This window comes from Streptomyces swartbergensis (genome assembly GCF_002148965.1).
In the GTDB taxonomy this organism is placed as follows: domain Bacteria; phylum Actinomycetota; class Actinomycetes; order Streptomycetales; family Streptomycetaceae; genus Streptomyces; species Streptomyces swartbergensis.
The window spans coordinates 1-14,336 of the sequence record NZ_NGFN01000072.1 but is presented as its reverse complement, the minus strand read 5'-3'; the positions used below and the strand labels follow the sequence as shown (position 1 = coordinate 14,336).

The 14,336-nt window shown below is 73.1% G+C and carries 8 protein-coding genes; all 8 read right to left on the bottom strand.

The genetic code is table 11. The annotated features are described in order from the left end of the window. Positions 1-74 precede the first annotated feature (74 nt). The gene (locus CA983_RS14305) at positions 75-1,880 is read right to left on the bottom strand and encodes an arabinofuranosyltransferase AftB family protein (RefSeq protein WP_086601272.1); all 1,806 of its coding nucleotides are present in this window, start codon (positions 1,878-1,880) and stop codon (positions 75-77) included. After that, on the bottom strand, positions 1,877-4,117 hold the full coding sequence (locus tag CA983_RS14300) for a bifunctional glycosyltransferase/CDP-glycerol:glycerophosphate glycerophosphotransferase (protein WP_086601271.1): 2,241 nt from the start codon (positions 4,115-4,117) through the stop codon (positions 1,877-1,879). Before CA983_RS14300 ends, CA983_RS14305 begins: the two co-directional genes overlap by 4 nt. A gap of 8 nt (positions 4,118-4,125) precedes the next feature. Beyond that, the gene (locus CA983_RS14295; protein WP_086601270.1) at positions 4,126-6,327 is read right to left on the bottom strand and encodes a bifunctional glycosyltransferase/CDP-glycerol:glycerophosphate glycerophosphotransferase; all 2,202 of its coding nucleotides are present in this window, start codon (positions 6,325-6,327) and stop codon (positions 4,126-4,128) included. Positions 6,328-6,488: 161 nt separating this feature from the next. Beyond that, entirely contained in the window at positions 6,489-8,741 is a 2,253-nt protein-coding gene (locus CA983_RS14290; RefSeq protein WP_086601269.1) for a bifunctional glycosyltransferase/CDP-glycerol:glycerophosphate glycerophosphotransferase, read from the bottom strand. A 142-nt stretch (positions 8,742-8,883) separates the two neighbouring features. After that, positions 8,884-9,744 (bottom strand): carbohydrate ABC transporter permease, encoded by an 861-nt coding sequence (locus CA983_RS14285; protein WP_086601268.1) that lies wholly within the window; start codon positions 9,742-9,744, stop codon positions 8,884-8,886. Further along, positions 9,741-11,087 carry a carbohydrate ABC transporter permease gene (locus CA983_RS14280; RefSeq protein WP_244206886.1) on the bottom strand — a complete coding sequence of 449 codons (1,347 nt, stop codon included), beginning with the start codon at positions 11,085-11,087 and terminating at the stop codon, positions 9,741-9,743. Before CA983_RS14280 ends, CA983_RS14285 begins: the two co-directional genes overlap by 4 nt. Positions 11,088-11,091: 4 nt before the next feature. Beyond that, positions 11,092-12,501: an ABC transporter substrate-binding protein gene (locus CA983_RS14275; RefSeq protein WP_086601267.1), complete on the bottom strand. Its 1,410-nt coding sequence runs from the start codon at positions 12,499-12,501 to the stop codon at positions 11,092-11,094. A gap of 189 nt (positions 12,502-12,690) precedes the next feature. Continuing rightward, positions 12,691-14,336: FtsK/SpoIIIE domain-containing protein (locus CA983_RS14270; RefSeq protein ID WP_279628434.1), on the bottom strand; the 1,646-nt coding region annotated here is incomplete at its 5' end.

Below are 14,336 nucleotides of genomic sequence, written 5' to 3'. Positions count from 1 at the left end.
GGAGCCCTGACCCCGGGTCACTTCATTGGGTGAGGCGACTTACACCCACCTGCCGATGCACCCACCTGCCGCCGTCAGTCGCACAGCGCCCGCTCCGCCGCGACCGGCCAGCGCGCGAACCGGAACTGCGTCCGCTCGAAGGCCCCCGTGAGGTTCCGCCAGAACCGCTCGGCGGTCAGCGGCGCGCGCACCGACTCCTTCAGCTCGGCCAGCTCGCCGCAGCCCAGCGCGGCCCGGGCCGCCTCGACGGCCTCCCGGGATGCCCCGGCCCGCAGCAGGTCGCGCTGTGGCGGGTGCTCCACCGCCCACTCCGCGAAGACCCAGTAGTTGCGCAGGAACTTCTCGTGCCCGGGCCAGCTCCACCGCTCCAGCGCGAGATGCGCGCCGACGGGACTGGCCAGCCCCCAGGCGTCGTTGACATAGGCGTCGAGCGGCGCCGCGGCTCCCGTGACACCGAGATGACGTCCCACGATCACCACGTGGTACGGGGAGTCCTCCCGCATCGGCGTGGCGTGCAGCCGGCGCCCGGCGTCGAAGTACAGCAGCGTCGGCCGGGGCGCCCGCGCGGCCCGGGTCAGCATGCCGCGCCCCTCCGGCAGGGACGGCCAGTTGTCCACCCAGGTGGCGGTGCGCACCGGGTTGTGGTCGCCGAGGCCCTCCACGTCGGAGCTGCGCACGTTGAAGGAGCCGGGCGTGCTGCGTACGTCGAACGGTTCCCGCAGCGGGCTCACCGCCGCGCACAGCCACACCAGCAGCAGCGCGCTCGCGACCCCCGTGAACCTGGTCGCGGGCACGACCAGGACCGGCAGGAGCAGCAGCAGGAGGGCGGGCAGGATCATGCGGGCGTGCATGTAGTCGCCGCCGACGCGGACGACGTACCCGGCCAGCAGCGCACCCGCCACGAGCGGCGCCAGCAGCACCGCGAGCGAGGCCCGCCCCGGGGCGCGCTCCCGCCGTTCCCGGCGGACGCGCCGCACGAGGAGGACGGCCAGGGCGGCGAGCACGGGCACGACGGGCCACAGCCAGTAGGGTCCGAGCGTCTCCTGCACATAGCCGGCGCCCCGGCTCCAGTCGCTGGCGCTCGCCTCCTTGGCGATGGCGGGCAGCGGCACCAGGATCCCGTAGTACCCGGCGCGGAACACCTCGTACGCCAGCGGCAGCGCCACCGCCGAGGCCAGCATCGCCGCGGTGCCCCACCGGGCCGGGCGCAGCACCCACCACTGCGCCGCCAGGAAGCACACCGTGACCACCGCGAGATCGGGCCGGACCAGCGGGCCCAGCCCGAACACGAAGGCGGCGGCGCAGGTCACCCGGGCCTCCTGACCGCGCCGGGTACCCGTCAGCAGCCACCACGACAGACCGGTCCAGAAGGCGCCGAGGCCGCTCTCCAGACCCGAGGTCATGTACGACCAGAACGGGGGGACGGCCAGCAGCACCAACACACCGGCCGGGAGCAGCAGCCCCGCGGACCGGTGCAGCCGGCACATGGCGATCAGGGCGAGCCCGAAGCCGGCCGTGCTCAGCAGCAGCCCCAGCCCGACGGCGAGGAAGGCCGGGTCCTCGCCGGTGACCCAGGTGCCGAGCGCGAGCAGCCATTGCCACAGGGTGCCGGTCGAACTCTCCGCCCGTTCCCCCACGTTGAACACGGGCCCGTTGCCCGCCAGGATCTGCCGGACCGGACGCAGATAGATCAGCCCGTCGTCGCAGATCCAGCGCCGCCGGTAGCCCAGTACGAACAGGGCCGCGGTCGGTACGGCGACCAGTGCCGCGTGCCACCAGTGCACCGGCCGCAGCCGCTCGACGACGGCCAGGGGCCGGGCCGAGGAGGCCCGCTGGCCGGGCAGGGAGGGAACGGCTTCGGGGCCGGCGGGAGTTCTCATCGTTCGACCAGCGCCTCGGACCTGGCGGGCAGCCCCGGGATACGGCGTGCCGCGGGCAGCAGCGCACCGCCTCGCTCGCCCAGCATCAGCAGGCGTACGACGCGCTCGGCGGCCTGCCCGTCCTCGAACTCGCAGTACCGCTCCCGGAAGCCCGCCCGCAGCCGCGCCGACTCCGCGTCCTGCCAGGTGCCGGACGCGAACAGCCAGGCCAGTTCCCGGTAGGAGCGCGACACGTGCCCCGGCGCGTCGGCCGTGATGTCGAAGTAGGCGCCCCGGCTGGCCGTGAACGCGCCCCAGTCGTCGGCGTGCACCACCACCGGCCGGTCGAGGAGGACGTAGTCGAACATCAGGGCGGAGTAGTCGGTGACCAGCGCGTCGGAGGCGAGCAGCACGTCCTCGACGTGCGGCTCGTCGGTCGCGTCCACCACCACTCCCCGCCGGTGCAGGTCGGCAAGGCCCAGGCCGCGCGCCACGCCCTGGGCCAGCGACGGGTGCAGGCGGACGACGAGCGTGTGGCCGGGGCCGAGGTCCGCGGCGAACCGGGCCAGGTCGAACCGGTCCACGTGGCCGCCCCGCCGGTAGTCGCGGCGGGTCGGCGCGTACAGCACGACCGTGTGGCCGGCGGGGATGCCGAGCCGCTCGCGCACCGCCGGGCCCCGCTCCGGGCCGGCGCCGACCAGCACGTCGTTGCGCGGGCTGCCGGTCCGCAGCGAGGTGAAGTGACACGGGTACGCCCGCTCCCAGGCCCGCTCCGCGTGCCGCCCGGCGACCAGGCTGTAGTCCCAGCGGTCGGCGCGGCGCAGCAGCTGCGGCACGTCGAAGCCGTGCCGGGCGCCCGGCTTGGTCAGCAGGTCGGCGCCCATGTACTTGAGCGGGGTGCCCTGGTGGGTGTGGATGTGGACGCTGCCGGGCCGCTTGGCCAGGGTGCCGGGCCAGTTGACGTCGTTCACCCAGTACGTGGCCCGCGCCATGACCTCGTGGTAGCGCCGCGAGCCCGGCGTGACGTGGTCGATGCCGGGCGGCAGCGCGTCCACCGCGTCCTCCCGGACCACCCACACGCCCCGGATGTGCGGGGCGAGCTCGCCGGCCTTGGCGTGGATCGCGGCCGGGTCGCCGGACACGCCCCGGTGGTGGTTCGCCGAGTAGACGGCGAGATGCGGATCGAGGGGCCGCTTCGACTGGGCCCGGTACCAGGTGCGCACGGCGACGTCCGACGCCTTCCGCGTCACCCGCCGCTGCCCGCCCAGGGCCGCCGCGCGCAGGTCCCGCAGGCCCCGCACCGCCGCGTAGGACGCGTAGGGCGCCGACGCCACGAGCCGCATCTCGACCCCGCGCCAGCCGTCCGGCTCCGGGAAGCCGCCCTCGGGGAGGTGACGGCGGTGGAAGGAGCGGATCTCGCGGTAGAAGTCGCCCCGGTCCGCGGGCCGGACCCGGTCCTCCCGGGCCAGCACGAACAGCATGTGGTCCAGGGCCCGCTCCAGCAGCAGGGGCCGTGCCCAGTCGAGGTCGGGGCGCTGCTCCAGGAAGGCGAACAGGCCCTCGTACTGCGGGAAGATGTCGAAGTGCCGGCGCCCGGGCGTCTTGGTGATCGCGCCCTGCCGGCGCTGCCGGTACTCCACCCCGATCCGGTCCAGGCAGGCGATCCGCTCCGCCAGCACCATCGACCGGTAGGTGACCGGCGCGTCCTCGTACAGCCCCGGCGCGTACCGAAGGCCGTGCTCCTGGAAGAAGGACCGGCGGTACGCCTTGTTCCAGGCGACCAGGAAGAGGTTCAGGTACTGCGGGCTCTCCCGGATGCCGAAGGTGTCCGTGCCCGCCGCGGCCAGCAGGTCCGCCGCCTCACTGCGCCCGCCCCGGCCCCACCAGTGAGTGCGCACGTGGTCGAAGACCAGGATGTCCGGGTCGCTCGTCAGCTCCAGCCGCGCGGCGACGGCCGCCAGCAGGCCCGGCGTGTAGTGGTCGTCGCTGTCGAGGAACAGGACGTAGTCGCCGGCCGCCTGCTCCAGGCCGGCGTTGCGGGCCCGGCCCAGGCCGACGTTCTCGGGCAGGTGCAGCACCCGCACCCGGGCGTCGCGGGCCGCGTACTCGTCGAGGATCGCGCCGCTGCCGTCCGGCGAGCGGTCGTCCACGGCGATCACCTCGAAGTCGCCGTACGACTGGCCGAGCACCGAGTCGAGACACTCGCGCAGGAAGCCCTGCACCTTGTAGACGGGGACGATGATGCTGAAGCGGGGCACTTCTTCGATCAGCTCCTTACGAGGGTGACGGCTGCGGGGGCCGGGACGCGCTCCGCCAGCGGGATCACGGGCGGGATCGACTCGGGCGGCTCCCCCAGCAGCACCCGGCGTACGACGCGCTCGCCGGCCCGCCCGTCGTCGAACTGGCAGAAGCGCTCCCGGAACGCGGCGCGCAGGGCCGCGGCGGACTCGTCCGCGTAAGTGCCGTCGCGGAAGAGGGCCGTCAGTTCCTCGGGCGTACGGGCGACCCGGCCGGGCGGGGACGCCATCAGGTCGAAGTAGACGCCCCGGACTTCCCGGTAGACCTCCCAGTCGTCGGCGTACACGACGATCGGCCGGTCCAGGTTGGCGTAGTCGAACATGATCGACGAGTAGTCGGTGATCAGCGCGTCGGCGGCCAGGCACACGTCCTCCGAGGAGCGGTGCCCGGTGACGTCGATGATCCGGCCGCCGCCCCGGGAGGAGCCCTGGTCGTAGAAGTAGTGGGCGCGCAGCAGCACCACGTAGTCGTCGCCGATCGCCTCGCAGAACTCCGCCAGGTCCAGACCCGATTCGAAGCCGGTGGCGTAGTCGCGGTGCGTGGGCGCGTAGAGCAGGGCCTTCTTGCCGTCGGGGACGCCCAGCTCCTTGCGGGCGCGGGCGACGTCCTCGGCGGACGCCGTGCAGTAGACGTCGTTGCGCGGATAGCCGTACTCGAGGGTCTCGTGCGCGCCGGGGAACGCCTTCTCCCACATCTCGGTGGAATGGCGGTTGGAGGTGAGGTTGTAGTCCCAGCGGTCGACCCGGGCCAGCAGCCTGGCGAAGCTCCCGGTCGCCGCGGCCACCACGGGGTACGTCGCCTGGTCGGCGCCCATCTTCTTCAGCGGTGTGCCGTGCTGGGTCTGCAGGTGCACGCTGCCGGGGCGTTTGACGACGGCGTCCGCGAAGTTGGCGTTGTTGACGAGGTACTTGGCGCGGGCCAGCACCTGCCAGTACTTCCGGCTGCCGATCACCGCGTACTCCACGTCCTTCGGCACGCTGTCCACCGCGTCGGGCTCCACCAGGAACACCGAGCGCAGGTGTGGGGCGAGTTCGCGGGCCTTGGCGTGGATCGCGGCCGGATTGCAGGTGTAGCCGCGGCCCCAGTACGCGCAGTACACGGCGAGGTTCTCGTCGAGGGGCAGGCGCAGGTCCGCCGCGTAGCGCAGGCGGGTGCGCAGCCCCCGGGGGCGCGGGAGCAGCGCGGCGGCTCGCGCGGCCCTCCGGTTGGCGGCGCGCAGGGTGCGGAACGCCGCGTACGACCCGGCCGCCAGCAGCCGGTGCTGGACGCCGAGGCTGCCGCCGGGCGGCTGGTAGCCCGCGGGGCGGTGCCGCCGGTAGAGCGCGCTCGCCCGGCGGAAGAAGGCGCGCCGCCCGGTCGGCAGCCGCCGGGGATGGGCAGCCGTCTTCAGCACGGCGGCGAAGAGCTGCTCGAACAGCGGCCTCAGCCGGTCCGCCGGCAGCCCCTGCTCCACGGCCCGCGTCAGCACGAGCTCGGTCTGGTCGAGAAGCTCGGCGTGGTGCTCCCCGGGCAGGTTGAGACGGTTGCCCTGCCGGCGCAGCAGATGCCGGACGACGACCGTGCGCAGGGCCGCCACCCGCTCCGCCCGCAGGGCGACCAGACCGCCGAACCCGGTGTCGGTGAAGTGGTCCCCGGGGAAGGCGAGGCCCCGCTCGGTGAGGAAGCCCCGGCGGTAGGCCGCGCTCCACGCCGGCAGTGCCACGCCCGTCAGCCGCGGGGCCCGGTCGGGGGAGAAGGCCCCGTCCGGTGTCCCGGCCAGCAGGGGCGCGGCCGGGTTGGCCGGCTCGCCCTCCCACCAGGGGGTGCGCTCGTGCTCGAAGTACAGGACGTCGACGTCGCCGACCGCGCCCAGCCGGGCGTCCAGCGCCGCCAGCGCCCCCGGGACCAGGACGTCGTCCCCGTCGAGGAACAGCACATGGCCGCCGACCGCCGACCGCAGCCCGGTGTTGCGCGCCCCGGCCAGACCGGCCGACGGCGGCGAGTGCACCGGCGTCACCCGGCAGTCCCGCTCGGCGTACCCGGCGACGACGTCCGCCGCTGGTGAGTCGGGCGCGTCGCACACCGGGATCAGCTCGAAGTCGCCGAACGACTGGGCGAGGATCGAGTCCAGCGCCTGGGACAGCCGGCCCGCGACCCCATGGGACGGGACGACGATGCTGAAGCGGGGCATTCTGCTCTTTCTGTCGAGGGTCGTGGGTTCTTCGGACGCGGGGACCGCGTCAGGCGGCGCGAGGGCGTCCCGGCCTCCCGGACGGGCGCCAGGAGGGCGGCCGGCTCGGGGTGGGCCGCGACGGGCTGGAGGGCATACGGACTCCCGCGTGAGAACCGGGTTCAGAGGCTGTCGACGGCGACGGCCGGCTGCGGCACCGTGGCGAGCGGCTCGCGCGCCAGCGAGGCCGCCGCCGACGGCACCGGCCGGCGCTCGTCGAGCGGCACGACCGGCGGCAGGTCCGACTCCCCGAGGACGACCCGGCGGACGACCCGCTCGGCGGCCCGGCCGTCGTCGTACGTGCAGAACCGCTCCCGGAACGCCGAGCGCAGCTGGGCCGACCGGGAGCCGCGCCAGTGGCCGGTGGCGAAGATGTCGATCAGCTCGTCCTCGCCGCGCGCGACCGCGCCCGGCGGGAAGGAGCGCAGGTCGAAGTAGGTGCCGCGGGCCGCCTCGTACGCCTCCCAGTCGTCGGCGTGGATCACGATCGGCCGGTCCAGGTTGGCGTAGTCGAACATCAGCGACGAGTAGTCCGTGACCAGGGCGTCCGAGGCCAGGCACAGGGACTCCACGCTCGGGTGGTCGCTGACGTCGACGACCCGGCCGAAGGAGCTGGTCAGCGGGGCGTCGTAGGCGTGGTGGGCGCGGGCCAGCACGAGGAAGCGCGGGCCCAGGCGGCGCACGATCCGCTGGAGGTCGAGGGCGTGGCGCTGGGAGCGGCGGTAGTCGCGGTGGGTCGGCGCGTAGAGGATCGCCACGGTGCCCTCCGGGATGCCGAGCGAGGCGCGCAGCCGGGCCACGTCCGCCGGGGTCGCCGTGCGGAACACGTCGTTGCGGGGGTAGCCGTACTCCAGCGTGGTGTAGCGGCCGGGGTGGACGCGCTCGTGGGTGAGGGTGGTGTGGCGGTTGGCGGACAGCACGTAGTCCCACTGGTCGACGCCCTGGAGCAGCCGGGCGAAGTCCCTGCCCCGGGCCGCCGCCGGGCGTTCCTGGAGGTCGAGGCCGATGTGCCCCAGCGGGGTGCCCTGCCCGGTCTGGATCAGGGTCTGGCCCCGGCGCTTGACCAGGCGGTGGTCGAATGCGGTGTTGCTGACCAGGTAGGCGGAGCGGGCGAGTGCCGTCCAGTAGGCGGCCGTGCCGGGGACGAGGCGGCGCGTGCCCGGCGGGACGGTGTGGTGGTGCTCGGGACGGGCGATCCACGCCGTGCGGATGTGCGGCGCGAGATCCCGGAACGCGGACTCCAGCGCGCCCGGGTTGCAGCTGTGGCCGCGCCCGTCGTAGGCGGCGAAGACGGCCCGGTCGGCGCGCAGCGGGAGACAGCGCTGGACGCGGTAGTGGACCCTGAGCGCGACTGACCGTAGACCGCGCAGCAGCTTCCCGGTGGTCCGCGCCACGCCGCGATGCAGGGCCGACACCAGCTGGAGCGTGCGGTACGTGCGGTGCAGGCCGAAGCGGATCAGGGCGTGCTGCACCCGGGCGCGCAGCGGGATTGGGGCGCCCCGGGTGCGGTAGCGGCGGTAGTGGGCGCGGGCCCGGCGCATGAAGTCCGCGCGCGAGCCGGGGGGCAGCCGGTCCCGCCGGGAGTACACGATCGCCAGGTGATGGACCATGCGGCGGAACAACACCGGCCGCCACCGGGCCAGTTCGGGGCGCTCCTCCAGATACGCGAACACCCGGTCGTACTGCTCGAAGACGTCGAAGTGCCGCTCGCTGGTGGTGCGCAGGATGCTGCCCTGGCGCCGCTGCCGGTAGTGCACGCAGACGCGGTCCAGGGTCGCGATCGACTCCGCGGTCATCAGCACCGGGTACGTCCACGGCGTGTCCTCGTAGTACCCGGGCGGGAACGCGAACCCCTGCTCCTCGACGAACTCCCGCCGGTAGGCCTTGTTCCAGGCGACCATCAGCAGCCTCAGCAGGCCGGGCCGGTCCTCCAGGCGGAACGGGGCCGGGCTCTGCTCGGTGAGCTGGAGGGCCGCCTGGTTGCGGACCGCCTCCCCCGTCCAGTAGGTGCGCGCGTAGTCGAAGACCAGGACGTCCGGATCGCCCGTCTCCTTCAGCCGGTCCGCGATCGACCGCAGCGCGTCGGGTGTGAGGGTGTCGTCGCTGTCGAGGAACAGCAGGTAGTCGCCGCTCGCGCGCGCCACGCCGGCGTTTCTCGCGCGGCCCAGGCCGACGTTCTCGGGCAGGTGGACGGGGTGGACGCGCGCGTCGCGGGCGGCGAACTCGTCGATGATCGCGCCGCACGCGTCCGGCGAGCAGTCGTCGACGACGATCAGTTCGAGATCGGGACAGGACTGGGAGAGCACCGATTCGAGGCACTCGCGCAGGTACGCCTGAACCTGGTACGCGGGGACAATGACACTGAACCTGGGCAAGAGGCCATCCATCGGTCGGCGCGGGCGTTCGGCCCGGGAACGGCCGGTGGGGCGAGTTGGTTACGGCGGCTACGGCATCCGGGGGAACGCCGAAGGGGCGGACCGCGACCGGTCCGCCCCTCCAACTACCCTGCGCTGAACGCTACTTGACGGCCCCTGCCATCACGCCGGACACGAACTGCCGCTGGAACGCGAAGAAGACGGCCAGCGGGACCACCATCGAGATGAACGCGCCGGGTGCCAGCACGTCGATGTTGTTGCCGAACTGCCGTACCTGCGTCTGGAGTGCGACCGTGATCGGCTGGCTCCCGGAGTCCGAGAAGATCAGCGCGACCAGCATGTCGTTCCACACCCACAGGAACTGGAAGATGCCGAGCGAGGCGATCGCCGGGGCGCCGAGCGGCATCACGACGCGGAAGAACAGGCGCAGTTCACCCGCCCCGTCCAGCCGCGCCGCCTCCAGCAGCTCCCTCGGGATCTCCGCGAAGAAGTTCCGCAGCAGGAACACCGCGAACGGCAGACCGAAGCCGACGTGGAAGAGCACCACGCCGATCACCGTGCCGAAGATGCCGATCTCGCCGAAGAGTTCGGCGATCGGGATCAGCGCGACCTGCACGGGCACGACCAACAGGCCGACCACGCCCAGGAACCACCAGTCGCGCCCCGGGAACTCCATCCAGGCGAAGGCGTAGCCCGCCAGCGAGCCGACGATCACGACCAGCAGGGTCGCCGGGACGGTGATCCACACCGTGTTGACCAGGCTGCTGGTGATGTCCTCGTTCTCCAGCAGCTTGGAGTAACTGTCGAACGTGATCTGCGACGGCTCGGTGAACACCTTCCACCAGCCGCTCGCCGCGATGTCCTCCGGCGAGCGGAGACTGGCCAGCAGCAGACCGATCGTCGGCACCAGCCAGAACAGGCCGACGACGATGAGGAACACCCGCACCAGCCCACCGCTGACCCCCTCGGCCAGCCGGGACCCCAGCGACTGCTTCGCCTTCATCGCCGCACCTCCCGCCTCAGCCGACGCACGTTGAACCACATCACCGGGATCACGAGGAGCAGCAGGAACACCGAGATGGCGCTGGCGATGCCCGGCTGGTCCTCGGAGAAGCCCTTGCGGTACAGCTCCAGGGCGAGGACGTTCGCGTCGTCCTGGGCGGAGCCGGGGGCGATGATGAAGACCAGGTCGAAGATCTTCAGCACGTTGATCATCAGGGTGACGGTGACGACCGCGAGGACCGGCGCCAGCAGCGGCACCGTGACCCGTCTGAACACCTGCCACTCACTCGCGCCGTCGACCCGGGCGGCCTCCAGCAGTTCCCGCGGCACGCCCGCGAGCCCCGCCGCGATCAGCACCATCGCGAAGCCCGCCCACATCCAGATGTACGCGCCGATGATGGCCGGGGTGACCAGGGACGGGCCCAGCCAGTCCAGGCCGGCGTACGGCTCCTTGAAGTTGCTGTCCGGGAGGCGGAGTTGGGCCCCGTCGGCCGAGGCCGGCAGCGTGAAGGTGCCGTCGTCGGCGGCCGTCGCCGACGCCACCACCCTGCCGTCCTTCACGGCCTCGATCCTCATGCCGGCATAGCCCAGTTCGGACGAGTCGACCCGGTTGAGCGTCCCCACGCCCTGGCCCCGCGTGAAGTCCTGCCAGGTCGTACCGGTGATCTTGTCCGGCTCGGGCTTCGCCGCCACGGCGGGCTTCGCGTCGTCCGGCATCAGGTCCGGCGCGACACCCACCAGGGGCAGCGAGACGGTCTCGCCCGTGCGGACGGGCGACTTGGTGATGAACGCGCCCCCGCCCGCCGGCTCCAGCGGCGACTCACGGCCCGGGTGGGCCTTCGGGAACGCCGACGCCTGGGTGAACGTGTCGTGCACGCCCACCCACACCGCGTTCGCGACGCCCTTGTCCGGGTCCTGGTCGTACACCAGGCGGAAGATGATGCCCGCCGCCAGCATCGAGATCGCCATCGGCATGAAGACGACCAGCTTGAAGGCCGTGCCCCAGCGCACCCGTTCGGTCAGCACCGCGAAGATCAGGCCGAGCACCGTCGCGACCGTCGGCGCGAACACCACCCAGATGATGTTGTTCTTCAGCGCGGTGCGGATGCCCTCGTCGGTGAAGAGGGCCTTGTAGTTGTCGATCCCGGCGAAGCCGTCACCGGACTGGTCGTAGAAGCTGCGGACCACCGAGTACCCGATCGGGTACACCACGAGCGCGCCGAGCAGGACGAGCGCGGGCAGCAGGAACAGCGCCGCGACGGTCCTGCGGGTGCCGGTCACACTCTTGCGCGACTTGGGAACGGCAGGGGGCTTGACGCCCCCTGCCGCCGTGGCCGACGTCATGCCGTCAGCCTCCGTAGGCCGCGGCCGCTTCGGTCTCCAGCTTCGCTTGCGTACCCGCGACGTCCTTCGGGTTCTTCAGGAAGTCCTGGAGGATCTTCCACTCGCCCTTGCCGGGCGTGCCGCCGAAGGCCTGCGGGGCCTGGTCGGACATGTCGAAGCGGAAGTCGTCACCGGCGTCGACGAGCGCCTTGGCGATCCTCTGCTGCACCGCGTTCGGGTACGCGGAGTTCGGCACGTTCTTGTTCGGCGAGAGGTAGCCGCCCAGCTTGGCCTGGATCTGGGCCGCGTCCGGCGAGGCGAGCCAGGTGGCCAGGGCCTGCGCTCCCTTCGAGTCCTGAAGGATCACGGCCGCGTCGCCGCCCGAGACCACCGGCCCGTTGTCACCGACCGCCGGGAACGGGAACACCTTCGCGTCCGTGCCGACCTTCATGGTCGTGGGGATGTTGACCTGCGCGAAGTCGCCCGCGGCGACCATGGCCGCCTTGGGCTGGTCCCCGCCGGTGAAGACCTGCGTGACGGAGGCCGGGAAGTCGGTCTGCAACGCCCCGTTCGCTCCGCCCGCGACGTAGTTGGCCTTGCCCCAGACCTGCGCGAGCGTGGTCAGCGCGTCCTTCACGGACGGGTCCGTCCACTTGATCTCGTGCTTGGCCAGCTGGTCGTACTTCTCCGGCCCGGCCTGTGAGAGGTAGACGTTCTCGAACCAGTCGGTCAGCGTCCAGCCCTCGGCGCCGCCGGCGGAGAACGGGGTGACGCCGGAGTCGTAGACCGTCTGTGCCGTCTTCAGCAGATCCGGCCAGGTCTCGGGCTCAGTCGCCCCGGCGTTCTCGAAGACCTGGTTGTTGTACCAGATCAGGGACTTGTTGGCGGCCTTGTAGTAGACGCCGTACTGCTTGCCGCCCACCTTGCCGATGTCCTGCCAGCCCTGCGAGTAGTTCTCGCCGAGCTCCTTCAGCGCCTCGGCGCCGAGAGGCTTGGCCCAGCCCCGGTCGACGGCCTGTTTGATGGCGCCCGGCTGCGGCAGCATCGCGATGTCCGGCGGCTGCCCGCCGGCCACCTTCGAGCCGATGAAGTTGATGATCGGGTCCTGGGCGGGCACGAACGTGACCTTGGCGCCCGTGCGCTTCTCGAACTCCGCCAGGACCTTCTTGAAGTTGGCCTGCTCGGCGCCGCTCCACACGGCGGCGATCTCCAGGCTCGTCCCGTCCAGCTTCGGAAGAGTGACGTTGTTGGCGGTCTCCTCGGTGTTTCCCTCGGTTCCACTGTTTCCGTCGCCGTCGCCTCCGCAGGCGGTGAGCGAGAGCGCGAGCGCTCCCGCGGCGACGGCGGCCGCGGCCTTGGCGGCTCTGCGGTGCTGGGGGGTCGCCTTGTCCCGTTGCGGCGACCAGCGTGTCCGGATGGTGCTCGTCATGCGCATGACTGCCCCGTTCTTCGTTCCCTCGTCGAACGTCGAGCGCGCTCCCGTGCGATCTGGTCTACGCCCGGGTGTGCGGGGGCGGCAAGATGGCGTCGGCTGTCAAGCGGGGGATCGTGACCCCCTCGTGACCAGGGACTCGGCCCTGGCCGACGGACGGGGTCGGCATCCAGCCAGTGCCACGGACGAGTGCTACAGAAGTGACGGCACCTGCGCCGCCGCGACCTCCCGCGCCGCCCTTTCCAGCGCGCTGGCCAACAGTGCCAGGTCGGTCGGGCCGTTTCCGAGTTCCCGCACCGGACGGCGGGCCGGAGGGTCACCCATGCGGTGCCATTCCAGGGGCACGACCGTGGGCCGGAGCGTCGCCGTCCGGGGAATACGGCCGGTGACCCGCCCGCCCTGGAACGGCGTGACCCGCCCGTCCGCGCAGGCGAGGCGGCCACGGCCCGGAGCGGGCTCGTCGGGGCCCGGCGCCGGGGCGTCGAGGGTGACGCGGAGCGTGGCCCGGCGCGCCGGTTCCGTCTCCGCCGTACGGGCACACGGGCCGGTGGCCGCCACCAGGTGGACGCCCAGCCGCTCGCCCTCCCGGGCCACGGCCTCCAGCGCGCGCATCACCGATCCGGCCGCGGGCCGTCCGGTCGAGCCGAGGGCGGGGGAGACCAGCGCGTCCAGGTCGTCCACGACCACGACGAGCCTGGGCAGCGGCGGCGCCGCCTCCGTCTGCCGCCGGGCCGCTCGGGGCCGCAGCCGCATCGTCGAACTGGGCGGGGAGTCGAGATCCCCGGCCCCGGCGGCGGTCCCCGCACCGGCCTCGGCCTGGGCGCCGCCCCGGGCCGTCGCCGTGCGCTGGGCCACCATGCGGCCCGACAGCTCGCGCCCGGTGTGCCACTCGGCGAAGTCGGAGCGCCCCAGCAGCTCGGCGCGCCGCTTCAGCTCGGCGCTCAGGGACTGCGCGAACTCGCGCATCCGGACCGGGTCGTGGGCGGTGAGGTAGGTGGTGACATGCGGGACGTCCGTACACAGGCGCAGTCCCTCGCCGGACCCGCCGCCCGCGCCGGGACCGCCCCGGCCGTCGACCAGCACGATGCCCAGCCGGTCCGGCCGCTCGGCGGCGGCCAGGGACGCGACGACCGCCCGCAGCAGCTCCGTACGGCCGCTGCCCGGCGGGCCCTCGATCAGCAGATGCGGCCCCTGGGCCGCGAGGTCCGCGCAGACCGGGCCGCGCGGCCCGGCGCCCAGCACCGCGCGCACCCGCCCGCCCAGCGCCTCGGTGTCGTCGGCCGCGTCCGCCCAGCGCGCCATCAGCGACGCCGGAGTGGCCCGGGCCAGGCCCAGCTCGTCCAGCAGCCGGGCCGCCTGGGGCAGTGGCGCGGAGACGCGCGGCTGCCGCTCGCTCGTCGCGCCGTCCGTACGCAGCGGCGCCAGCGCCCGCGCGAACCGCTCGGCCCACGCGGGGGAGACGGCGTCGACGGTGGCGATGGTGCCGTGGCCCACGGGCCCGACCGGGCCCGAGGCGCCGCCGACCCGGGCCACGCGCATCAGCCGCAGGGCCGTCGCCACGTCGCCGCTGAGCAGCGCGACCGCACCGCACTGCCGGAACGTCGGCGACACCGAGCAGGCCGCCTCGTAGGTCTCCGTCACGGGCGAGGCGGGTGAGGCGGCCGCCGTCTCGGCCAGGCAGACGACATGGATGCCGGCCCGGGGGCCCTCCAGCGCCAGCCGTGCCACGGCTTCACGCAGGTCGGCTCCGCCGGGGTCGCCGTCGACGACGAGGACGGTGTAGGGGCCGGGGAAGTCGGGTTCCGGGTCGGGGAGAGGGGTGTCGTCCCGTGCCCAGG

Coding starts and splice junctions, on each gene's coding strand:
- CA983_RS14285 (WP_086601268.1), bottom strand. CDS start 9,744: ATGAAGGCGAAGCAGTCGCTGGGGTCCCGGCTGGCCGAGGGGGTCAGC.
- CA983_RS14305 (WP_086601272.1), bottom strand. CDS start 1,880: ATGAGAACTCCCGCCGGCCCCGAAGCCGTTCCCTCCCTGCCCGGCCAG.
- CA983_RS14275 (WP_086601267.1), bottom strand. CDS start 12,501: ATGCGCATGACGAGCACCATCCGGACACGCTGGTCGCCGCAACGGGAC.
- CA983_RS14280 (WP_244206886.1), bottom strand. CDS start 11,087: ATGACGTCGGCCACGGCGGCAGGGGGCGTCAAGCCCCCTGCCGTTCCC.
- CA983_RS14295 (WP_086601270.1), bottom strand. CDS start 6,327: ATGCCCCGCTTCAGCATCGTCGTCCCGTCCCATGGGGTCGCGGGCCGG.